This is a genomic window from Mycobacterium sp. 20KCMC460 (assembly GCF_022179425.1).
GTDB classification, from domain to species: domain Bacteria; phylum Actinomycetota; class Actinomycetes; order Mycobacteriales; family Mycobacteriaceae; genus Mycobacterium; species Mycobacterium kiyosense.
The window spans coordinates 4,485,363-4,505,487 of record NZ_AP025524.1; the positions used below are offsets into that span (position 1 = coordinate 4,485,363).

18 protein-coding genes and 1 pseudogene are annotated in these 20,125 nt (G+C 67.9%); 9 read left to right on the forward strand and 10 right to left on the reverse strand.

What is annotated here, in order from left to right; genetic code table 11:
* Positions 1-28 precede the first annotated feature (28 nt).
* From MKCMC460_RS20665 to MKCMC460_RS20680, 4 genes and pseudogenes are all read left to right on the forward strand, one after another.
* Positions 29-598: a hypothetical protein gene (locus tag MKCMC460_RS20665; RefSeq protein ID WP_238304751.1), complete on the forward strand. Its 570-nt coding sequence runs from the start codon at positions 29-31 to the stop codon at positions 596-598.
* Positions 583-1,509, forward strand: a complete 927-nt coding sequence (locus MKCMC460_RS20670; protein WP_238304752.1) for a tyrosine-type recombinase/integrase — start codon at positions 583-585, stop codon at positions 1,507-1,509. Before MKCMC460_RS20665 ends, MKCMC460_RS20670 begins: the two co-directional genes overlap by 16 nt.
* Positions 1,506-1,808 (forward strand): DUF6262 family protein, encoded by a 303-nt coding sequence (locus tag MKCMC460_RS20675; RefSeq protein WP_255735245.1) that lies wholly within the window; start codon positions 1,506-1,508, stop codon positions 1,806-1,808. Before MKCMC460_RS20670 ends, MKCMC460_RS20675 begins: the two co-directional genes overlap by 4 nt.
* A 47-nt stretch (positions 1,809-1,855) precedes the next feature.
* A pseudogene (locus tag MKCMC460_RS20680) lies at positions 1,856-2,845 on the forward strand (ATP-binding protein); the annotation flags it as partial.
* A 10-nt stretch (positions 2,846-2,855) separates the two neighbouring features.
* Here MKCMC460_RS20680 and MKCMC460_RS20685 read toward each other — a convergent pair.
* Positions 2,856-4,091 carry an acyl-CoA dehydrogenase family protein gene (locus MKCMC460_RS20685; protein ID WP_236976754.1) on the reverse strand — a complete coding sequence of 412 codons (1,236 nt, stop codon included), beginning with the start codon at positions 4,089-4,091 and terminating at the stop codon, positions 2,856-2,858.
* Positions 4,088-5,215 (reverse strand): acyl-CoA dehydrogenase family protein, encoded by a 1,128-nt coding sequence (locus MKCMC460_RS20690; RefSeq protein WP_236976755.1) that lies wholly within the window; start codon positions 5,213-5,215, stop codon positions 4,088-4,090. Before MKCMC460_RS20690 ends, MKCMC460_RS20685 begins: the two co-directional genes overlap by 4 nt.
* A gap of 184 nt (positions 5,216-5,399) precedes the next feature.
* On the opposite strand from MKCMC460_RS20690, the gene MKCMC460_RS20695 reads away from it, so the two are divergent.
* Both MKCMC460_RS20695 and MKCMC460_RS20700 read left to right on the forward strand, forming a co-directional pair.
* Entirely contained in the window at positions 5,400-6,287 is an 888-nt protein-coding gene (locus tag MKCMC460_RS20695; RefSeq protein ID WP_236976756.1) for a hypothetical protein, read from the forward strand.
* Positions 6,288-6,568: 281 nt separating this feature from the next.
* Entirely contained in the window at positions 6,569-7,177 is a 609-nt protein-coding gene (locus MKCMC460_RS20700; RefSeq protein WP_370653195.1) for a hypothetical protein, read from the forward strand.
* Positions 7,178-7,189: 12 nt separating this feature from the next.
* Here the strand turns inward: MKCMC460_RS20700 and MKCMC460_RS20705 are convergent, their stop codons facing one another.
* Positions 7,190-8,149: an alpha/beta hydrolase gene (locus MKCMC460_RS20705; protein WP_238304754.1), complete on the reverse strand. Its 960-nt coding sequence runs from the start codon at positions 8,147-8,149 to the stop codon at positions 7,190-7,192.
* A gap of 273 nt (positions 8,150-8,422) precedes the next feature.
* On the opposite strand from MKCMC460_RS20705, the gene MKCMC460_RS20710 reads away from it, so the two are divergent.
* Both MKCMC460_RS20710 and MKCMC460_RS20715 read left to right on the forward strand, forming a co-directional pair.
* A complete protein-coding gene (locus MKCMC460_RS20710) occupies positions 8,423-10,375 on the forward strand; it encodes a PE family protein (protein WP_305071297.1) in 1,953 nt (650 codons plus the stop codon).
* Positions 10,376-10,698: 323 nt separating this feature from the next.
* On the forward strand, positions 10,699-11,922 hold the full coding sequence (locus MKCMC460_RS20715; RefSeq protein ID WP_236976759.1) for a cytochrome P450: 1,224 nt from the start codon (positions 10,699-10,701) through the stop codon (positions 11,920-11,922).
* Positions 11,923-12,037: 115 nt separating this feature from the next.
* Here the strand turns inward: MKCMC460_RS20715 and MKCMC460_RS20720 are convergent, their stop codons facing one another.
* From MKCMC460_RS20720 to MKCMC460_RS20740, 5 genes are all read right to left on the reverse strand, one after another.
* A complete protein-coding gene (locus tag MKCMC460_RS20720) occupies positions 12,038-12,820 on the reverse strand; it encodes an SDR family NAD(P)-dependent oxidoreductase (RefSeq protein ID WP_236976760.1) in 783 nt (260 codons plus the stop codon).
* A complete protein-coding gene (locus MKCMC460_RS20725) occupies positions 12,817-13,095 on the reverse strand; it encodes a hypothetical protein (RefSeq protein ID WP_236976761.1) in 279 nt (92 codons plus the stop codon). Before MKCMC460_RS20725 ends, MKCMC460_RS20720 begins: the two co-directional genes overlap by 4 nt.
* A gap of 2 nt (positions 13,096-13,097) precedes the next feature.
* Positions 13,098-13,925: an SDR family NAD(P)-dependent oxidoreductase gene (locus tag MKCMC460_RS20730; protein ID WP_236976762.1), complete on the reverse strand. Its 828-nt coding sequence runs from the start codon at positions 13,923-13,925 to the stop codon at positions 13,098-13,100.
* 73 nt (positions 13,926-13,998) lie between these two features.
* Entirely contained in the window at positions 13,999-15,219 is a 1,221-nt protein-coding gene (locus MKCMC460_RS20735) for a cytochrome P450 (protein WP_236984282.1), read from the reverse strand.
* A gap of 11 nt (positions 15,220-15,230) precedes the next feature.
* A complete protein-coding gene (locus MKCMC460_RS20740; RefSeq protein WP_236976763.1) occupies positions 15,231-16,262 on the reverse strand; it encodes an LLM class F420-dependent oxidoreductase in 1,032 nt (343 codons plus the stop codon).
* Positions 16,263-16,397: 135 nt separating this feature from the next.
* On the opposite strand from MKCMC460_RS20740, the gene MKCMC460_RS20745 reads away from it, so the two are divergent.
* Positions 16,398-17,894 carry an acyl-CoA carboxylase subunit beta gene (locus MKCMC460_RS20745; protein ID WP_236976764.1) on the forward strand — a complete coding sequence of 499 codons (1,497 nt, stop codon included), beginning with the start codon at positions 16,398-16,400 and terminating at the stop codon, positions 17,892-17,894.
* Between the two features lie 26 nt (positions 17,895-17,920).
* Here MKCMC460_RS20745 and MKCMC460_RS20750 read toward each other — a convergent pair whose 3' ends face one another.
* Positions 17,921-18,958: a TIGR03857 family LLM class F420-dependent oxidoreductase gene (locus MKCMC460_RS20750; protein WP_236976765.1), complete on the reverse strand. Its 1,038-nt coding sequence runs from the start codon at positions 18,956-18,958 to the stop codon at positions 17,921-17,923.
* 24 nt (positions 18,959-18,982) lie between these two features.
* The gene (locus tag MKCMC460_RS20755; protein ID WP_370652920.1) at positions 18,983-20,116 is read right to left on the reverse strand and encodes a PHB depolymerase family esterase; all 1,134 of its coding nucleotides are present in this window, start codon (positions 20,114-20,116) and stop codon (positions 18,983-18,985) included.
* Between the last annotated feature and the right edge of the window lie 9 nt (positions 20,117-20,125).

A 20,125-nucleotide genomic window follows, 5' to 3' on the forward strand; every position in this document is an offset into this window, starting at 1 on the left:
CATCCAGACCGGCCGACGGTTGGATACGTTGACCGACAACAATTTCGACGACTTGCTGGCCGCAAGCGCAGCCCGCCACGGCCTAGGGAAAGCCAGTCGTCACTACAGCAGCGCCACCCACACCGCCCGGCAGGTCATGTTTCACCTCGGTGTGTTCACCGAACAGCCGGTCAACGCGACCAGCCTGCTACGGCAGAGCTTTGCGCAACGGATGCGGGATGCCACCCCGGCGCTGCGCGGCTCGTTTGTGGCCTACCTCGATCGGTTGACCGCCACCCACAGCCGCAGCACGGTCACCGGCACCGCAACCCGGCTCAACCACTTCGCCGCGCATCTGGCCTCGGTCGACCCGACGCTAACGAGCTTGACCGACCTGGACCGCCGCCGCCACATTGAGACCTACCTGACCGCGACTGCCGAGGCGACCAACACCCGCACCGGTGCACCGATCCAGGCATCTGAGCGCCGCGGCCGGATCCTGGCAGTGCACTGCCTGCTCAACAACATCGCCGAATGGGGCTGGCCCGAAGCACCGCAGCGGCGCCTGGTGTTTCGCTCCGATATCCCAAGCTGCCCCGACCGTTGCCGCGCTACCTGACCCCCGATCTGGACCGGCGCCTGACTCAAGCGCTGCAGGCCTGGCCCGAGCGGCTGCCCGCTGATGCGTTGCTGCTGCAACGAGCGACCGGTTTGCGCATCGGTGAGCTCGTCGACCTGGAACTGGACAGCGTGCACGAGATCCCCGGCCAAGGCGCCTGGCTGAAGGTTCCGCTGGGCAAGCTGAACACCGAACGCATGGTGCCGCTAGACGAGGAAACCGTCGCGCTGATCGACCGCATCGTCGCCCACCGCTCACCCGGACGGCCGTTGCCCCACCCGCGCACGGCTCGACCCACCGACTACCTGCTCACCCACCACGGTCGGCGCCTGACCGCCGATCACCTTCGCGACGTCCTGACCCGCGTTACTGCCGACGCCGGCCTGCCGCACATCACCCCACACCAGCTGCGCCACACCTACGCCACCGCACTGGTCAACGCTGGCGTATCCCTGCAGAGCCTGATGGCCTTGCTCGGCCATCTCTCGGCGGAGATGAGCCTGCGCTACGGACGGCTGTTCGACTCGACCGTGCGCACCGAATACGAGCGAGCCTTGGCCGCCGCGAAAGCCCACCTGGGCACCCTGCCCACCGAGCCACCCCACGGGCGCACCCAATTGCCGATCTTCGACGGCGACTGGAGACAGGCGCCCGCGGTCAAGGCCCGCCTGGCAGGTGGCTTCTGCATCCGCGCCCAAGTCCAAGGCCCGTGCGCCTACGCCAATATTTGCGAACACTGCCCCAACTTCCGCACCGATACCGGCTACCTGCCCGTCCTGGCCGCTCAGCGCGCCGACACCGAAACCCTGGCCCGTGACGCCGAAGCCCGCGGCTGGACCGGTGAAGCCGAACGCCACCGCCGACTCATCGAACGCCTCGACGCCCACATCAGTCAGACACAGACCGGATGACACCCCAACAGCGCCGACAACACGTCGAAGACGCTTGCGCGGCAATCATTCTCGAAGGACAACAAGTGACCTTCGATGACGTCGCGGCACGCACCGGACTCGGCCGAGCCACTCTCTACCGCAACTCCGAGCTACGCAGAATCATCGAAGAACACCGCACCCGCGGCAAGGAAGCCCACACCCTGTCCGGACTCACCACCGAGATCGCCCACCTACGCATCGCGCTGGACACCATCGCCACCACCGTGCGCCGCCACGAAGAAGAACTCCGCCGCCTACGAAAACCAAAAGCCGACTAACACACCGCCCAACAGCTGAAACCGCGCCAAGATTAGCCGGATAACTCTACAGCGACGGCCTGATCGAACGCCCGGGCCGGCCGCTGCAGGCCAGCACCGCGGAATTCGCCGATCTGGCCGCCGGTATCGCCGCGGGCACGAACGGCTTCGTGATTGATGCGCCCGCCCGGCCCATCGACCGGCTCTGCTCGGAAACACTCGAATTGCTTTTGCGCTCAACCGGTTACAACGACGACGTCACGCTGCTGGCCGCTCAGCGCCGCCCCGCGATCCCACCGCTGCACATCACCACCGATGCGACCATCCAGGCCGCCCGCAAGGTGCGCGCCGCGATGCGGGAATGGTTGACCGCGATCGGCGCCGAAGCCGGTGACATCTCCGACGTGGTGCACGCGATCTCCGAATTCGTGGAGAACACCGTCGAACATGGTTACAGCACAGACGTTCCCGACGGTGTCGTCGTCAGCGCGGAGCTGGGCGGCGACGGAATGCTGCGGGCGTCGGTGACCGATCGCGGCACCTGGAAGGACCACCGTGCAGGCGAGCGCGGCCGCGGTCGCGGGCTGGCGATGGCCGAAGCCCTGGTCACCGAATCGCATGTCACACACGGATCCGAGGGCACCACGGCCACCCTCACCCACCGCCTTTCCCGCCCGGCGACCTTCGTCAGCGACTCGGTGGTCAGCCGCGTTTCCTTCCAGCGGGCGGTGGACAGCGAGTTCGTGTCGCTGGTCGCCGACAACGGCCGCATCGTGGTGCGCGGCGAAGTCGACTCGCATACCGCGTCCACCCTGGATCGGCAGATCGCCGTCGAAAGCCGTTCGGGCGTAGCGTCTTTGACGATCGACCTCAGCGCGGTCACACATCTCGGGTCCGCCGGTGTGAGCGCTTTGGCTGCCGCCCGCGACCGGGCCCGCAGGCAGGGCGCCGACTGCGTGCTGGTGGCGCCTCCGGGCAGCCCGGCGCACCACGTCTTGTCGCTGGTTCAGATCCCGGTCAGCGGCGGCGAGGCCCAGGACATCCTGGTCGAGGACTGATCTTCGACGCTCAGCGTGACCGGCCGTGCCGCACCTGGTTGAAGGGCACGCCGCGGTCGGCGGCGTATTCGCGCGGGAAGTTCAGCACCCGCTCGCCGATGACGTTGCGGGCCATCTCGGTGGTGCCGCCGCCGATGGCGACCGACTGCCGCGACAGATAGCGCAGTCCGGCCTGCAGCCCTTCGCCGACCTCTCCGACCACCCCGGCCGCACCGGCGATCGACAGCGCGGTGTCCATCTCCAGCATCACCGTCTCGGCGTGGAAAAGCCGGATCAGTGATCCCGCGGCCGGCGGCAAAGCGCCATGGCGGACGTGGTGGGACACGTGGCTGATGAGTTGCTGGGCGACGGCGCGATGCACCAGCGCCCGGCCGGCCATCTCCTGCACTCGCTCGCTGTCGGACTGCCCGGTCGCGGCCGCGAGATCGTGGTAGTCCACCGGGATGGTGTGGCCGCCCTCGTTGCCGGAGCCGCTGGCGAATTCCGAACCCTGACCGACCGCGCGCCGCTCGTGGTAGAGCTGCCGCGACGCCACCGCCCATCCGCCGTTGACCTCGCCGACCACGGCGTCGTCGCCGACGTCCACGCCGTCGAGGAATTCCTCGCAGAACTCGGCGCCGCCGTTGACCTGGGTGATGCGCCGCAGCGTGATGCCGGGGTGGTGGATCGGCACCAGGAACATGGTCAGCCCGTCGTGCTTGGGTACATCCCAGTCGGTGCGGGCCAGGCAGAGCCCGTAGTCGGCGGCGAACGCGCTGGTGCTCCAGGTCTTGGCGCCGTTGATCACCCACCGGTCACCTCGGCGTTCGGCCCGGGTGATGACGCCGGCCAGGTCGGATCCACCGCTGGGTTCGGAGAGCAGTTGCACCAGAATCTCGTCGCCGCGCAGTGCGCCGGCGATGTGCTGTCGCTTCTGCTCCTCGCTGCCGGTGTCCAGCAGGGTGGCGCAGCAGATCGTGAAGGTGGGCACGTTGAGGATCAGCGGCATCTCGTAGCCGAGGGATTCGACGTTGAATGCGCGCTGGTATTCGGGATCCAGGCCCAGGCCGCCGTATTCGCGGGGGAAGCAGATACCGGCAAACCCGCCGTCCCACAATCGCTTCTGCAGCTCCCGGGCGCGTTGCCAGGACCGTTCGTCGTCGCGGGGCGCCGCCGGCGGCGAATCGGGGTCGATGGCGGGCATGTTGGCGGCCAGCCAGGCCCGGGCCCGGACGGCGAATTCGGCGACCGATTCGGCACCTGTCATCGGCTCTCCATCTGGTAGACCCGCAGGTTGTGTTCCTCGGGGGTGCCGAACATCGCGCGATACAACGTGACTCGCCGCAGGTAGAGGTGCAGGTCGTGCTCCCAGGTCACCCCGATGCCGCCGTGCATCTGCACACAGCGCTGGACGATCTGGCCGGCCAGTTCGCCCACGTAGGATTTGGCGATGCCGGCCGAGAGTGCGGCTGTGGGCGCGCCGACCGAGACGTCGGCGACCGCGGCGGCGGTGGTCGCCCGGCAGGCTTCGAGCCACATTTTCATGTCGGCGAACGCGTGTTTGAGCGCCTGGTAGGACGCCAGCGGACGGCCGAAGGAGTGCCGGTCCAGCGCCCACTGGACGGTGAAGTCGAAGACGGTCTGCAGGATTCCGACGGTTTCGGCGCAGACCAGCACCTGGGCGATCTGACTCTGCCGCTCGATCAGCGCGGGCGTCTCGGCGGCACTCCCGACCGCGCGGTCACCGTCGATGAGCACGCCGTCGAACTCCACTTTGGCGTACTGCTTGACCAGGTCAACGGAGTCCTGCGGCGTGATCCGGACACCTGGTGCGTCCGTGGGCACCAGGTACTGGCAAACCTCGTCCCCGCTACGCGCGACGACCAACAGAACCGCGCTCTGCGCCGCCGCTTCCACCCGGTCCTTTACGCCGTCGATCCGGAAGCCGCCGTCGGTCTCGGCAACGGTGACCTGCGGATGCAGCGGCACCCACCCGCGCCGCGGCTCGCAGACCGCCCACGACGCCACCGTCTCGCCCGACATCAGCGCTTCGACCAGCTCGCTGTGGCGCTCCCGTTCGGCGCAGGCCACCAAGCCGGCGAGCACGGTACTGACCGGGTACAGCGGTCCCGGCGCCACGGTCTTGCCGAGAAATTCGGCGACCATGGCCAGGTCGGCGAGCCCATCCCCGGAAGCGCTGCCACCGCCGAGTTCCTCGGGAACCAGCAGGGCCGTCCAGCCGAGTTCGGCGGCTCGCCGCCACCAGGCGGGGTCGAACGACTGTCCCGCGGCGTGCAGTTCCCGGACGTGACGCAAGGACGCTTCTTTGGACAGAAACGCTTGGGTGGTGGAGCTGAAGAGTATCTTTTCGGGAGAGTCGACAGCGGTCATGACGACAGCCGGACTTTTCTCGGTTTTCCCGCGCTGGCGCGCCGGGGCTCGGGGGAAAAATTCGGGTGGCTGGTCATCCGCCTGATCGGTCCTCGTCGGGGTTCGCTGGCGACTCCGATGTTAGCAATGGGCGATACCGTAAGAGATACCGGAGTTCAGTCGATAATGACGAGCGGTGGCTGTAATGGCTGACACGACCGACGATGCCGTGCCATCGAAAGCCGACGTGCTGGCGCTTGCCGCGGAGGCCGAAGCCGAGGCAGCCGAGGCCGAAGCGCTGGCCGCCGCGGCACGCGCCAAGGCCCGCGCGGCCCGGTTGAAGCGCGAGGCGCTCGCCGCCGCCGATCGCGATGACGACGACGAGTACGACGAGTACGACGAGTACGACGAGTACGAAGACGACGGCGAAGAAGAGGACGAGTACGAATACGAGTACGAGGACGACTCGGACGAGTACGAAGCAGCCGGCGAGTACGAGTCCGAGGATTACGACGAGTCGCAGAATTACAGCGAGTCCGAGTCGGCTTCCGAAGCAGCTCCGGCGGTCACACTGTCGCGACGGCAGCGGTTGCGCAACGCGATTCGATTGCCGAAGCTGTCCACTGTCGCCGCTGTCGCAGCGGTGCTTCTGACCGTCGTGTTCACGGTTTTCAGCATCCTTTTCGTCTGGTGGCACCACCAGGCCACCGACAAACACCATCGCGAAGAGGCGTTCCTCGCCGGCGCGAAGCAGGGCGTGGTCAACATGACCTCGCTGGACTTCAACCGGGCCAAGCAAGACGTGCAGCGTGTGATCGACAGCTCCACCGGCGAGTTCCGCGACGACTTCCAGCAGCGCGCAACCGATTTCACCAAGGTGGTAGAGCAGTCCAAGGTGGTGACCGAGGGCACGGTGAACGCGGCAGCCATCGAGTCGATCGACGGGAACACCGCTCACGTGTTGATCTCGGCCACCTCCCGTGTCACCAATTCCGCGGGCGCAAAGAACGAGCCTCGCACGTGGCGGCTGCGGGTGACCGTGACCGAGGAGGACGGACAGTACAAGATGTCGAAAGTCGAGTTCGTGCCGTGACCGACGACGTGGACGGGATCAACCTGACCAATAAAGGCTCCGGTGCACAGGCCGCCGCGGACGGCGACACCGAGACGGCAGTGATCCAGACGCCGACGAGCGACACACCTGACCCGCACGCCGATGCTGATGCGCACGCCGACGCTGATGCGGACGCCGACGTTGATGCGCACGCCGATGCTGATGCGCACGCCGATGCCCAATTCGCCGAGGCGGCCGAGGCGGACGATGCCGCCTGGTCACTGGACGGCGACTTCGCGGACGGACTGGTGGAGCACGGCGTGACAGCGGACGGCCTGGTGGCTGACGACGCCGAGGGCGTAGCCGCCGACTCGACGGACGTCGACGACTCCGCCGCCGCTGCCAAACCGAAGCGGAACTGGCGCGGACTCTGGCAACGCCAGATCACCGTCAAACCCGTTGCCGTGATCCTGACCCTGCTGGTGCTGATCTCCGGCGGCATCGCGACCTGGCTCTACTTCTTGTATTACCGCCCCGACGAGCAGACCAGCCAGCGCGTCGCGCGGGCAGCGATCAACGCGGCCACCGACGGAACGGTGGCGTTGCTGTCCTACTCACCGGACAGCCTCGACAAGGATTTCGCCAGCGCGAGGTCGCATCTGTCCGGCGATTTCCTGTCGTACTACGACCAGTTCACCCAGCAGATCATCGGTCCGGCGGCAAAGCAGAAGTCGCTGAAGACCACCGCCCGCGTAGTCCGTGCCGCGGTGCAGGAATTGCACCCCACGTCGGCGGTCGTGCTGGTCTTCGTCGATCAGAACACCAGCAGTAAGGAGAGCCCGGAGCCGTCGATGACCGCCAGCAGCGTGCTGGTGAACCTGGCGCTGCTCGACGGGAAGTGGCTGATCACCAAGTTCACCCCGGTCTGAGCGCAGCTCGCGCTACACCGCGAACGCGCGTCGCAACGACTGCGCATGCAGTGCCCGGTTCTCTTGGGACACAACCCAATCCGGCACCACCGAGTCGAAGCCGTTGAATGTCGCCGCGATGACGTGCAGCCCGGTCGGCACGTAGGCGTGCAGCAGCCGGTTCGCGTAGTCGATGGCCTCGTCGCGGCAGGGATCGACGTCGGCGCAGCTGACGAAGGTCGGCGGCAACCCCTCCAAGTTGGCCCGATGCGCGGGCACGTGCTGGCCGTTGGCAGTGGCGTGGCCCAGGTAGTGGCCCCAGGCCCGGCTGACCGCCTGACCGTTGAGACCCGGGGTGCGCTGGAACTCCCGCCGCGACGGCGTGGCATCGGAGTCCAGCATCGGCTGATGCAGGATCTGCACCAGAATCTTGGGGCCTTCGTCGTCGAAGGTCCGCTGAGCCAGGCCGGCCACCAGTGCGGCGCCCGCGTCGCGGCCCATCACGGCGATGCGACTGGCGTCGGCATCGAGTTCGGCGGCGTGCTCGACGGCGTAGTACAGCGCGGCCTCGACGTCGTCCAGGGCCGCCGGGGCGGGGTGCTCGGGTGCCAGCCGGTAGCCGACGGAGACCACCAGGGTGCCCGAGTCCCGAGCCAGCTCGACGCAGTGCGCGTGATCGGTGTCCAGGTTTCCGGTCACGAAAGCGCCGCCGTGGGCGTAGATCACCAGTGGCAGCGCGGCGGCGCCGGCGCCCCGGTACAACCGGATGGCCAGTTGACCGCCATCCGGACCCGCAATCGTGCGTGTTTCGACGCTGACGCCGGTGGTGTCGGCGGCCGCGGCCCGCTCGGCGGCGGCGCGGTCGGCCCGCTCCCGTTCGTCGGGCAGGCTCTCGGTGCTGAATTCGACTACACCCAGCGCTTCGGCGGTGGCCCGCAAAGCCGGGTCGATACGGCTGAGGCCTTGCGGCCGTGTGACATTCGTTTGCGTCATGCCCTCTTGTCTTCCGTTTCGATGGCCCGGCCCCGGGAGCCGAAAACCCTCTCCAAGGTAGACCTGCGCTGATCAGCGCCTCAATCGAGGGCATCCCGCCAGTCGCGCGCTCGCCGGACAACGCCTCGACGGTCGCCGGCTGACCATACGGTGCGATCGCGTTGCCGTGAGCGTCCAGTCCGACCAGAAAGTCATGACATCAGACGATTGCCGCTGCCCTACTATATAAATGTCAAATATCGGTGGTTCATGTGTACCCGTTCGGAGAAAATTATGTCTTTTGCATTTGCGGCACCTGAGCATATGGCGGCGGAGGCGACGGACTTAGCAAAACTCGGTTCGGCGATCGAATCAGCCAACTCGGCGGTAAATCTCCCTACTACCAGCGTCCCGGCCGCAGCGGCCGACGAGGTTTCTGCGGCCATCGCCGCCGTGTTTGGCGCCCATGGTCAGGCGTATCAAGCCCTCAGCGGGGAGGCTGCTTCTTTCCACCAGCAATTTGTCACGTTGCTGAATGGGAGCGCGGCACAATATCTCGGTACCGAATTCGCCAACGCGCAGCAAACCATTCTGGGCGCTGTCAATACGCGTACCGAAATGTTGCTGGGACGCCCGCTGATCGGAAACGGAGCCGCTGGCTCGGCCGCGAATCCCAACGGCGGCGCCGCCGGGATTCTGTACGGCAACGGCGGCAACGGCTATTCCGAAGCGGCTAACGGCGGTGTGGCCGGCGGCAACGGCGGCGCGGCGGGACTGATCGGGTTCGGCGGCAACGGCGGCGCGGGCGGTGCGGGAGCTGCGGGCGGCGCCGGCGGTCACGGCGGGTGGCTCGATGGCGGAGGTGGACAGGGCGGCGCCGGCGGGGCCGCCACGGCGGTGGGGGCTTCGGGCGGTAATGGCGGCGCTGGCGGCGCTGCCGGATTGTGGGGCGGCGGCGGAATCGGCGGGGCCGGCGGGGCCGGGGCGGCCAACAACTCCAACAGCGGCGCCCCGACCGGCGGCAACGGCGGTAGCGGTGGTGTCGGCGGGGCCGGAGGGCTGCTCGCCGGCAGCGGCGGAGCCGGCGGGCAAGGTGGCGCGGGCGGGAACTCCCACAACGGCCCCCAAACCGGCAACGGCGGGCAGGGTGGCGCGGGCGGTAACGGTGGCGCCGCCGGCCTGCTGGGCAATGGTGGTGCCGGCGGGGCCGGTGGGCAAGCTGGAATCGGCGATGAGGGCGGCGGCGGCGTCAACGGTGTCGGCGGCGTCGGCGGCAACGGCGGCACCGTCGCCGGGATCGGCAACGGCGGTGCCGGAGGCGCCGGCGCGGGCAACTCCACGTACGTCGACACCGGCTCGAACGGCGGGAACGGCGGTGCGGCCGGGCTGTGGGGCGCCGGCGGGGCCGGCGGGCAGGGCGGGTTGGGCTACGGCAACGGCGGCGCCGGCGGCACCGGCGGGTTCTTCGGCAACGGCGGTGCCGGTGGTGCCGGCGGGGCAGGCGGCGACGGCAGCCACGCCGCGGGCAATGGCGGTGCCGGCGGCGCGGCGAGGATGTTCGGTGACGGCGGCGCCGGTGGTGCCGGCGGGGCCGGCAATTCGATCTCCGGCAACGGGGGCGCCGGCGGTCGCGGAGGCTCGTTCGTCGGCAACGGTGGGGCGGGCGGCGCCGGCGGGTCCGCCGGTGGTTCTACCCCTATCGGTGACGCAGGCAACGGCGGCCGCGGCGGCGATGCGGGCCTGCTCGGGAGCGGCGGAAGGGGTGGCGCCGGCGGGGCCGGGGGCGGCACGAACAGCTTCGGCGGCCCCGGTGGCGACGGCGGCGACGGCGGGTCCGGCGGGGCCGGCGGTTTGTGGATCGGTGACGGTGGGGCCGGCGGCGCCGGTGGCGCCGGCGGAGCGGGAAACGAGTTTCAGTTCGGTAGCGGCGGCGGTGATGGTGGGATGGGCGGTCACGGCGGAGCGGCCAGAGGAATCGGCAACGGCGGCGCCGGTGGTGTAGGCGGGGCCGGGGGAATCGGCAACACCAACAACGTCGGCGGCGTCGGTGGAGCCGGCGGGACCGGTGGGTCGGCCGCGACGATCGGCGACGGTGGCGACGGCGGTAACGGTGGCGCCGGCGGCGACGGTGGTGCGGGAGCCGCCGGCGGGGCCGGCGGGCCCGGGGGCGGAAATGGGACCGGCGGGACACGTTTCGGGGCGGCCGGGGCGCCTGGCCAGCAGGGTGCGTCGGGCGCGAACGGCTAGCAACTGCACGAGTGGTCGGTGCCAGTGCGCGCCGCGCCGGGGCCGACTGCCGAAATCCCAACCGTCCGAGAGCTATCGACCAGGTTGCGGCCGGTGGAGATGTCGAATTTCGCATTGCGCCAACGGCATCGAGGCATCACGTACCCGGCGCAAGCCGTCGGGCTGGGGTGGGGTCGGGTTCGTTAGTGCCGTCCCGCAGACCCAGGCACCGGGGCCACCCGGACCGGCCGTTGGGCTTCGTTGCTATTTATATTATGATAGCGATATTCCGCTTTCCAAGCCCGCGCCCTCGGGCTCACTCGGTTGCTCAGAGAGGAGCGCTGATGACGCTCAGCACCGACCAGGAGGACGCCCCGGTCCTCGACTTCACCGGTGAAACCAGCCCGTATCCGTTCTTCGAGCACATGCGGCACACCGACCCGGTGTGGCATGGCGGTCTTTCGGACCAGGACCAGATGCCCGACGAACTCAAGCCGAGCGACGAGTGGACCTTGTTCGGCTACGACGATGTATTCACGGCTTTCCGGGACGACCAGACGTTCACCTCGGCCAAGTACGACGAGACCATCGGGCTGGTGATGGGCCACACCATCCTGGCGATGGGCGGCAAAGAACACCACGACCACCGCAATCTGGTGGCCAAGGCTTTTCGGGCCACCGCGCTGGAGCGCTGGGAACCGTCGGTGATCGGGCCGGTGTGCGATCAGCTGGTCGACGAGATCAAAGACCAGGGCGAGGCGGACCTGGTCAAGGCGGTGACCTTCGAATTTCCCACCCGGATAATTTCCGCGCTGCTGGGGTTGCCGCCCGAAGATCTCGACATGTTCCGCCGGCTGTCGCTGGACCTCATCTCCATCCCGACCGACATCATGGCAGGCCTAACGGCGGCGGCCGAGTTGCACGGCTACTTCCTCAACCAGGTCGAACAGCGTCGCCGCAAGCCGACCGACGACATCATCGGCGACCTGGTCGCCGCGGAGATCGACGGCGAAAAACTCGACGACGAGGCGATCATCGCGTTCCTGCGCCTGCTGTTGCCGGCCGGCTTGGAGACCACCTACCGTTCGTCGGGCAACTTGCTGCACTCGCTGCTGACCCACCCCGAGCAACTGGAAATGGTGCGGCAGGACCGGTCGTTGATCCCGCTGGCGATGGAGGAGGGTCTGCGTTACGAGACTCCGCTCACGATGGTCATGCGGACTACCACCCGCGAGATCGAATTCGGCGGCAAGACAATTCCCGCGGACGCGCAGATCGACATGTGCATGGGCTCGGCGAATCGCGACGAAACCCGCTGGACAGATCCGAACACCTTCGATATCCGCCGCCCCCGCCAGCCCCATATCGCCTTCGCCGGCGGCATCCACATGTGCCTGGGCATGCACCTGGCCCGGCTGGAGACGAGGGTGATGCTCAACAGCCTCTTCGACCGCGTCAAGGACCTCAAGCTCGTCGAAGACGACGGCACCGGGGTGGAGTCCAAGATCGTCGGACTCGTGTTCCGCTCCCCCAACAAGCTTCCCGTCACCTTCAGCCCGGTCGCATGACAAGTCCGTGGCGTCCTCGATTACGGGCTGGCCTCAGGCCTGCGCCTCCACCGCCGAATGTAAAGCGCACGACGCGACACGCCGGTGGAGCGTCGTCGACTTCACAGTCGACGTGTTAGGCCTCGTTGGCTTTTTGCTTCGCGGCGTGTAGCTCCTTTAGCCTTTTCAGCCGCATCAGCTTCTCGACCTGGCCGTAGGCGTCGATCGGGCTGTGCAGCGACAGCCCGCCGTCGGCATGCAGCACTTGGCCTGTCACCCAAGACATTTCGAGAACACCGACAATCGCCTCGGCGATGTCGCCGGGCTCCCCCAACCGACGCAGCGCCGTCCGCTTGGACATGCCTTCCACCCAGGCGGGCCACTTCTCGGCATCAGGCAGCATCGGGGTGCGGGTGACGCCGGGCCCGACGGCATTGACCCGGATGCCATGGCTGCCCCACTCCACCGCGGCGACCTTCACCAGCATGTCCAGGCCGGCCTTCGACACGCAGTAGGCACCCATGTCCCGGTCGGCGAGGGTGCCGCTGATGCTGGAGACTACGACGATCGAGCCGTCCAATTCGGCGTCGATCATGGCCTGGGCGGCGGCCCGGATCGTGTACCAGGTGCCGGTGAGGTTGACCGACAGCACTCGCTGCCACTCCGCGGGTGGCAATTGCAGCAGCAGGCCCGACGACCCGATGCCGGCCGATGTCACCACTCGCGTGGGTACCCCGTGCTCGCGGATGGTCTGTTCCATCGCCGCCGACACCGCGTCGAGATCGCTGACATCGCAGTCGATATCGCCGCCGGCGATATCCCACACCACGACGTCGTGGCCGGCCTCGCGCAGCATCGATGCCGCCGCCCAGCCGATGCCCGAGCCGCCGCCGGTCACCAGCGCGACGGAGGCGCTCATATCGCAGGCCCGATCAGCTGTACCGGCACACCACCGGGGGCGGTGACGACCGCCATCGTCACGGTCTTGTCGCGCACCAATTCCACGATCCCCCCGTCGGGTATTTGCGAATCTCCCAGAGCTACCGATCTCGACCAATCCGTCTCGGCGCCGGACAACTCCGGGCGGTCACCGGTGCACGTATGGTCGAACAGCTCGGTCGGCCCGCGCCCGTCACGCCAGAACCGCAGCTGAGGTCCGACGTTGCGCAGCGCGCTTTGAGGAACACCCGGCATGCTCAGACCGCGACCTTGGCCAGCGTGCTCTCCCACAGCTCGGCGGCCAGCCGGGGATCCTTCGCCAAGCGGTTCACCCGGGCGATCTTGTGCCGCGAATAGTATTGCCCCGGAACCCAATCCAGCCCGGGACGACTCGACGCCAACCAGATCAGCTGCTCGGCACCCTGTTCCGGTGTGGCGGTGTATCGCTCGGTCGGCAGGTATCGCTTCGAGAACGCGAGCACCTTGGATCCCGACGCCGGGCCGAAGTTGGAGTTGACGTAACCCGGGTGGACCGTCGCGACGTTGAGGCCGCAGCCGTGGTAGCGCCGATGTAATTCCTTGGTGAACAACACGATAGCCAGCTTGGACAACGCATAGGCGGTGCTGGGCCGGCGCCGTCCGGTGTTCTCCAGGTCCGCCACGGTAGCCCGCAGTATCAGCAGATGCGACGAACTGGTGGTGTTGACCACGCTGGCCCGGGATTCGACGAGCACTTCCATCAGCTGCGTGGTCAGCAGGAACGGCGAGAGGTAGTTGACCTGGTAGGTGTGCTCGTAGCCGTCAGGCGTGAAATGGATCTTCGTGCCCATGCCGCCGGCATTGTTGACCAGGACGTCGATGCGCGGATACTGCGTTCGCAACTTCTCCGACAGCGCGCGAACCTGCGCCAGGTCGGCGAAGTCGACGACGAAATGGTCGGCGTCCAATTCCGCGGCGACCGCTTCGGTCTTGGTTTGCGACCGGCCGATCACGACGACGTTGGCGCCGCTGCGGCGTAACCGTCGTGCGGCCGCCGCTCCGATACCGTCGCTGGCACCGGTGATGATGATCGTCCTAGGGCTCATGTGGCTGCTGTCCTCCGGGTGGGAGTCTATGGCCTGCGCCACACGCGCCGAGCGCTCGGGTGCCCAAGGGGGTTCATCCCAACGAGTAGCGCACCGGCAGGTGTTTGAGGCCGCCGACGAACGTGGTCGCCATATACTCTGGATCACCGGCCAGCTCAATGGATTTCAGCCTGGGCAATAACTCGGTGAAGAAGCTGCTGACCTCCATGCGGGCCAGTGCCGCCCCCATGCAGAAGTGCACCCCGTAGCCGAAGGCCACGTGCTTGTTCGGCTCCCTGCCGACGTCGAAACGGAACGGGTCGTCGAACACCTCTTCGTCCCGGTTGCCCGATACGTAGGACAACAGCACGGATTCGCCTGCCGCAATCGGGATTCCGCGTACCACGGTGTCCTGGGCTGCAGTGCGCATGAACTGTTTGACGGGGGTGACCCAGCGGATCATCTCCTCGGTCGCCTTGGGCATCAGGCCCAGATCGGCACGCAGTCGCTGCAACTGGTCCGGATTCTCGGCCAGCGCGTGCAAGCCACCGGAGATGGTGGCGCTGGTGGTGTCGTGGCCGGCGGTCGCCACGATCAGGTAGTAAGACACCGTCTCGATGTCGGACAACGGTTCGCCGTCGATGCGGGCGTTGGCGATCGCCGAGGCGAGGTCTTCGGTCGGCTGCTCGCGGCGCGCGGCGGTCACTTCGTTGAAGTAGCCGAACATGTCCAGCAGCACCGGCAACTGGTCCTCGATCGTGCTGCCGCGTTTGAATTCGTTGTCGTCGCTGCCGAACAGCTCCTGGGTCAGCTTGAGCATTCGCGGAAAGTCGGCCTCCGGGATACCCAGCAGCGACATGATCACGTACAGCGGGTAATTGACCGCAACCTCCTGCACGAAGTCGCACTCCGGACCCACCTGCATCATCTTGTCGACGTAGATTTTGGCCAGCTCGTCGACGCGTTGCTTCAGCGCGCGCATCGCCTTGGGCCGGAACCAGTCCGAGCCGATCGCGCGTACCACCCGGTGCTGCGGGTCGTCGAGGTGGATCAGCGTCTTGACGCCGATCGCGGCCTGCTGCTCGTCGCCGGCGGCGGTGGTCAGCACGGGTCGCGGCCAGTTGGTGAACAGGGTGTTGTCCCGCTCGATGTCCATGATGTCGGTGTGTTTGGTGATCGCCCAGAACGGCCGGTAATTCTCCACGTCCACCCAGGACACCGGAGCGTTGGCGCGCAGGTGGGTCAGCGTCGCATGCAGTCGGGCCTCGTCGGCGTAAGTCTGCGGGTCGGCGAGCAGCTTGGCGGCCTCGTCCATCACCGGGGTGCTCATCGTCGAAACTCCTTCAGTGCCTGGTCGATACAGTCTTGCGAGGCGGCGTAGAAGATCGGCCATACCCGGTCGGCGAGACCTTCGCAGCGGCTGCGCAGCGCTGCGGCGACCTCGTGCACCGGACCGACCACTACGAAGGCGTGCAGGATCTCGTCGTCGACCAGCGAGGCCATCGCCTCCCACTGGCCTTCCTTGGACAGCCGGTGCAGCTCGGTGTGCAGGTCGCCCCAGCCGTGCAGGTCGAGCACCCGGCGGTAGGCGGGCGTGGACCCGTAGAACGCGATCTGCTTGCGGGCAGCCGCGATCGAGGTCGCCAGCTCCTCTTCGGTGCTGCCGGTGGCCACCATCACCTCCGCGGCGACCTCGAACTCCGAGCGGTCCCGGCCCGACCGTTGCAGGCCTTGCTGCAACAACGGCAACGTCACCTCGGTGAGATAGCGCTGGGAGACCATGGGGTGACCGAGGTGGCCGTCGGCGACTTCGCCGCACATCTGGGTCATCGCCGCACCGACGGCGGCCAGGAACACCTTTGGAGCCGGGTACGGCATCGGCTCCGGAGTGAACATCGGTGTCATGATCTTGTGGGTGTAGAACTCGCCCTCGAACCGCAGCCGCTCGCCGTCTTTCCAATTCGCCCAGATCGCGTGCAGCGCCGCGACGAATTCACGCATGCGCCGGGCCGGGTGACTCCACGGCATGCTGAACCGTTTCTCGATGTGGGGCGCAATCTGGGTGCCCAGACCGAGGATGAACCGGCCGCCGGAATAGGCCTGCAGGTCCCAGCCCAGGTTGGCCACGATCATCGGATTACGCGCGAACGCGACCGCGATGTTGGTGCCCAGTTCGATGCGCGAGGTGTGTTCGGCCGCCAGCAACAACGGCAGAAAAGGATCATGACTGGTTTCGGCGGTCCAGCCGCCGTCCAAGCCCAATCGTTCCAAGCTGCCGGCCGCCTCGGCAGCCTGGTCGAGCCTGTTCGGGATGCCTCCGTCGATTTTGAGGCCCGGCACTGGACCTCCACCCACCATGACGGAAAAGCTACAGTAAGCGATTCGGTAGGGTCAACGTCTGCCCGCCTCCGGGCAGTGCTTGGCCACCGTCCGCACCCGCTACAGTAAGCAATTCAGTATGTATCCATCCGGCGAACGAGGACGAGGACGACGATGGGCAAGCCCGAGGACTGGGAAGAAACCCTCGACGACCTCGACCGGCGCCGCCGGCATTCCCGGGGCATGGGCGGCCCGGAGCGGCTCGACAAGCACCGGGGCAAGGGCAAATTGGACGCCCGTGGCCGGATCGCGCATCTGCTCGATCCGGGGACGTTCCGCGAGATCGGCACCCTGGTCGGCGGTGAGGTCGCCGCCGACGCGATCGTCACCGGCTCCGGGCTGATCAACGGCGAGCCGGTGCTGGTGGGCGCCGAAGACTTCACCACGCTGGCCGGCAGCATCGGTCCGGGCGGCAATTCCAAGCGCTACCGGATCGCCGAATTGGCGGTGCGCAACAAGGTTCCGCTGGTGATGTTGCTCGACGGCGCCGGCTTCCGCCCGACCGGTGGCCACTACGGACGCTCGCCCACCGATCTACTCGCCCAGACCCGGTGCTCGGGTCGGGTGCCCACCGTCGCCGCGGTGCTGGGACCGTCGGCCGGACACGGCGCCCTGGTCGCGCCGGTGTGCGACTTCCGGATCATGAGCCGCAACGGCACCATCTTCACCGCTGGCCCGCCGGTGGTCAAAGAGTCGACGGGCGAAGAGATTTCGAAGCACGACCTGGGCGGACCGGACGTCGCCCTGCCCAGCGGAGTGATCCACAACGTCGGCGAGGACGACGAGTCGGTGCTCGACGAGATCCGCCGCTATCTGTCCTATTTTCCGGCCAGCGCATGGTCCTACCCGCCGTCGCGGGAGCCGGATCACACCGCGGGGCCGCGCCCGACGCCGGAGCTGCTGGGCATCGTCTCCCGCGACAACCGCCGCGTCTACGACATGCGGCAGGTGCTCGACGTGGTGTTCGACCGCCCGGACTGGTTCGAGGTCCAGCCGTCCTTCGGCAAGGCCATCATCTGCGCCCTGGCGCATCTGGGCGGCCACCCGGTCGCCGTGGTGGCCAACCAGCCGCAGGTGCTGGCCGGGTCCATCGACTCCGACGCGGCCGACAAGGCGGCGCATTTCATCATGGTGGCCGACTCCTTCCATCTGCCCCTGGTCTTCCTGGCCGACAACCCGGGCATGCTGCCGGGCAGCCGCTCCGAGCGACAGGGCGTATTACGTAGCGGTGCAAGGATGTTCGCCGCACAGACCGCTGCGACCACGATCAAGTTGCATGTGACGCTGCGCAAGGCCTACGGCTTCGGGTCCATGGTCATGTCGCTGCTCAGCTTCGATCATCAGACCGCGACGTTCGCCTATCCGGGGGCCACCATGGGGGCCATGAGCGCCGCGGCGCTCAGCCGGGCTTCCCACGCCGGTGAGGATCTGGCCGCGCGGCTGCGTAAAGCGGAGTTGGAGGCGTCCTACCGGTCGGCCGAGGGGATGGGGTTCGACGAGCTGATCGATCCACGCGAGACGCGGGATGCGCTGCTGGCCGCTCTGCAGCGCGGCCTGTCCGCCCGGCAGGCCGCCGCCGAACCGGTGACGCGCACCGTCATCCTGCCGTAGTCCCCTGCCGCGAGCAGACGCTCGCGCTACGTCCGGTAGGCGGCCACGACGGGTTCGAGCTCGTCGGGGGTGGCACCGTGCAGGATCACCGCGTCCGCCCCGTAGTCGAACTCGCGCCGGATCCGGTCCACGCACTGCTGCGCCGATCCGGTGGCCGACGGTTCCAGCCATTCGTCGGGGATCAGCGTCGCGATGTGCTCGATCTGCTCGGGCGTGGCCTTGTGGTCGATGCCGCCGGCGATCGACGTCACCACCGAGTCTTCCCGGAACCGTTGCAGCACAGCGGGATCCCAGCCGTTGGTGCTGACCAGCAGGTCCCCGTAGCCCTGCAGGTAGGTGGCCAGTCGCGCCACCGTCTTCTTCAGCCGCAACTGCTCGGGCAGGTGGTCGCCGACGGTGGCGAAACACGACCACACCCGCACGCTGTCGGGGTCGCGACCGGCTTTCTCCGCGGCCGTCTTGACCGTTGCCACGCAGCGCTGCAGCGTTTCAGGCGTGAAGTAGGTGTGCAGGATGACGTCGTCGAAGGCGCGGCCGCCCAGTGCCAGCGTGTTGGGCCCGAACGCGACCAGGGCCAGTCGGATGTCCTCGTCGAAGTCGGGGTCGAGGAACAGCACGGGATACTTGCCCATCGGCCCGTCGTGGTTGAAGATCAGCTCGCCGTGCCACAGCCGGCGCATCACGTTGGCCCAGTCCTCCATCTGGGCGGTGGTCACCGCCGGGATGCCGAATGCCCCGTAGATCGCGGCGATGCCGCGGCCGATGCCCAGCGTGAACCGGCCTCCGGAGAGCCGGTGCATGGTGGTGGCCCAGGAGCCGGTGATCAAGGGATGGCGGGTGTTGTGATTGGTTGCGGCGGTGGCGATCTGCATCCGGTTGGTCACCGCGCAGGCGGCGCCGACGAGGGACGACGCCTCCTTGACGTTCCAGCGTTCGGAGATGAACGCGGTACCGAAGCCGAGCGCCTCGCCACGGCGCGCCTCGTCCATCAGCGTGGCCGGTCCCTCACCTCCGGCGCCGGCCAGCAGGTAGTAGCCCAGCTCGTCGAGAACGCGTTCAGCCAATTCCGAACTCCTTGCTAGTCATCGTCATTCGGCCACCCGGAGCGCGGCGTCCTCGCTGACCTCGCGCAGGAACCGCTCCGAGACAGCCAGGACCCGGCGGGAGAATACGTGACTGACGTGGCCGCCGGCATACCAGTACAGCTGGCCGCCCCACTTCTGCTGCAGTGCCAGCGTCGGCTCCAGCATCGCCATCCGGTCGTGACGCGCGCCGATGATCAGCCGTCGGTGCGGCGGGGGCGCCGGGTCGGCCTGCAGCGGGTCGATCACCGTGGTCAGTTGGGCCACCACGTCGGACCGCAGCAGCGTGCGGTAGTCGCTGTGCGAGGCGCCCGACCTGCCGAGGTGGCGCGCGATCATCGTGTTCAGCCCGAGGATCGGCGTGTACAGCGCGACGGCGTGCACCTGCCGCTCCAGATGCGAGACCAGGGCGGCCACCGGGCTGCCCATCGAAACTCCCGCTACCACAACCGGGGTGCCCTGCCGCTGCGCCCAGCGGACCACAGCGCGGATCTCCGACACCGAACGCATCATGCCGGCGACGTTGCCCAGTGGATCCATGTCCGGGTAGGTCGGCCAGTACTTGCGCCGGCTGCCGTGGCCCGGCTGCACCGGCATCGCGACGTTGAATCCCAGGCCGTGATGGATCCGGTCGATCCGCGACATCAGCATGTCTTGCGCGCCGCCCTGACCGGCACCGTGGATCCAGATCAGCCAAGGCCGCGGACGGTCCCGGTGCCGGCACAGGTGCACCACCGCCCGCGACGGGCCGCCGAACCCTTCATCCAGCAGTGACTCGGGCAACTGCGGATCGTGCTCGAACGTCATGCGCTCGTAGGACAAGCCGCCGATGCGCCGCCGTCGGATGCCGTGCACCCGCAGCGGGGCGGGATCCGCGTACGCGCCGTCCAGACCGAGCGCCGACAACTCCTCGGCGGCCGCCACGCACGCCGCCGGCGACCGGACAGTCACCGGGCCACCACCGCCGAGTACCGAAAAGCCGGTCAGCACCAGCTCATCCAGCAGCACTTCACCGAATTGACGCACTCCGCACGGGCCTGGCCCGTCGGCCTGGGAACCGGCCCGCACCCCGGCCACGGTCCGCGGCAGCAGCATGCCCACCTCCCGGGTGACGCCCAGCCCGCGGGTAGCAAACGACACGATCGATCA

Bases quoted from the DNA above. Each gene is read 5' to 3' on its own strand.
- MKCMC460_RS20675 (WP_255735245.1), top strand. From the start codon at position 1,506: ATGACACCCCAACAGCGCCGACAACACGTCGAAGACGCTTGCGCGGCA.
- MKCMC460_RS20685 (WP_236976754.1), bottom strand. From the start codon at position 4,091: ATGACAGGTGCCGAATCGGTCGCCGAATTCGCCGTCCGGGCCCGGGCC.
- MKCMC460_RS20690 (WP_236976755.1), bottom strand. From the start codon at position 5,215: ATGACCGCTGTCGACTCTCCCGAAAAGATACTCTTCAGCTCCACCACC.
- MKCMC460_RS20695 (WP_236976756.1), top strand. From the start codon at position 5,400: ATGGCTGACACGACCGACGATGCCGTGCCATCGAAAGCCGACGTGCTG.
- MKCMC460_RS20705 (WP_238304754.1), bottom strand. From the start codon at position 8,149: ATGACGCAAACGAATGTCACACGGCCGCAAGGCCTCAGCCGTATCGAC.
- MKCMC460_RS20710 (WP_305071297.1), top strand. From the start codon at position 8,423: ATGTCTTTTGCATTTGCGGCACCTGAGCATATGGCGGCGGAGGCGACG.
- MKCMC460_RS20715 (WP_236976759.1), top strand. From the start codon at position 10,699: ATGACGCTCAGCACCGACCAGGAGGACGCCCCGGTCCTCGACTTCACC.
- MKCMC460_RS20720 (WP_236976760.1), bottom strand. From the start codon at position 12,820: ATGAGCGCCTCCGTCGCGCTGGTGACCGGCGGCGGCTCGGGCATCGGC.
- MKCMC460_RS20725 (WP_236976761.1), bottom strand. From the start codon at position 13,095: ATGCCGGGTGTTCCTCAAAGCGCGCTGCGCAACGTCGGACCTCAGCTG.
- MKCMC460_RS20730 (WP_236976762.1), bottom strand. From the start codon at position 13,925: ATGAGCCCTAGGACGATCATCATCACCGGTGCCAGCGACGGTATCGGA.
- MKCMC460_RS20735 (WP_236984282.1), bottom strand. From the start codon at position 15,219: ATGGACGAGGCCGCCAAGCTGCTCGCCGACCCGCAGACTTACGCCGAC.
- MKCMC460_RS20740 (WP_236976763.1), bottom strand. From the start codon at position 16,262: ATGGTGGGTGGAGGTCCAGTGCCGGGCCTCAAAATCGACGGAGGCATC.
- MKCMC460_RS20745 (WP_236976764.1), top strand. From the start codon at position 16,398: ATGGGCAAGCCCGAGGACTGGGAAGAAACCCTCGACGACCTCGACCGG.